1 protein-coding gene and 1 pseudogene are annotated in these 758 nt (G+C 45.1%); one reads left to right on the top strand and one right to left on the bottom strand.

Annotation, left to right across the window (positions count from 1 at the left end):
* Positions 1 to 266: response regulator (locus R7Z49_RS24575; protein WP_318112312.1), on the top strand; the 266-nt coding region annotated here is incomplete at its 5' end.
* Positions 267 to 411: 145 nt separating this feature from the next.
* Here the strand turns inward: R7Z49_RS24575 and R7Z49_RS24570 are convergent.
* Positions 412 to 758, bottom strand: a pseudogene (locus tag R7Z49_RS24570) (ATP:cob(I)alamin adenosyltransferase); the annotation flags it as partial.

Here is a 758-nt window from a genome sequence, read left to right as displayed (position 1 = left end):
AAGAAAATCGCCCAATAGACATTTTGGTCAGTGATATTGAAATGCCGGGATTGGATGGTTACGAGTTAGCGTTTGAAGTGCAAAATGACTCAGCTCTTAATCACTCGTACCGCATTCTACATACTCCACTGTCGAGTGAGATTTGTGTCGATAGAGCGCATCAAGTTGGCGCTCACGAAGCGTTAGAAAAGTTTAATGCTGGTGAGCTCATCGAAGCTATGCTCCGTGGGGCAAAAGAGCTAGAAGCCAATGCCATGGCTTCTTAACTGCACGTTTAACTGAACATAATATGTGGCTTTGTGTTCACTCGAAATCGTTATCACTTTGTCGTCATTTCAACGATTTATTGCTGACTATTGATGACACCGCGACGCTTAAGGCACGTGTACTAAAGCGACTTGTTTACAGCGTTTACTTCTTTGGCATAGCGTAGCTGCGAGACACAAACTCAGTTTCTTCCACTTGGTAAATATGATTAATGTAAGAAGCCAAGCTGTAAATGACATTGGCCATTAAGTTGGCGTAACGGAACAGAATCGGCGCTGGTTGCTTTTTCCCAGCATGCTCTATCGCGACGAGTGCTCGAACGGTTTTCTTTGCTTGGCAGCGGCACAAATGCAGTTGACTAGACGTAGTATGGCCACCCGGCAGCAAAAAACCTTTAAAACCACCGTCTATGCGCGCTTTTATAGCCTCATAGTCTGCTTTCAGCTCTTCAACTTCCGATTCTGTAATCGCTAACTTGCCACGCACCGAAC

Source organism: Vibrio sp. 1562, from assembly GCF_033340155.1.
Taxonomy (GTDB): domain Bacteria; phylum Pseudomonadota; class Gammaproteobacteria; order Enterobacterales; family Vibrionaceae; genus Vibrio; species Vibrio alginolyticus.
The sequence above is the reverse complement of the archived record's forward strand: the minus strand, read 5'-3'. Positions and strand labels throughout refer to the sequence as shown.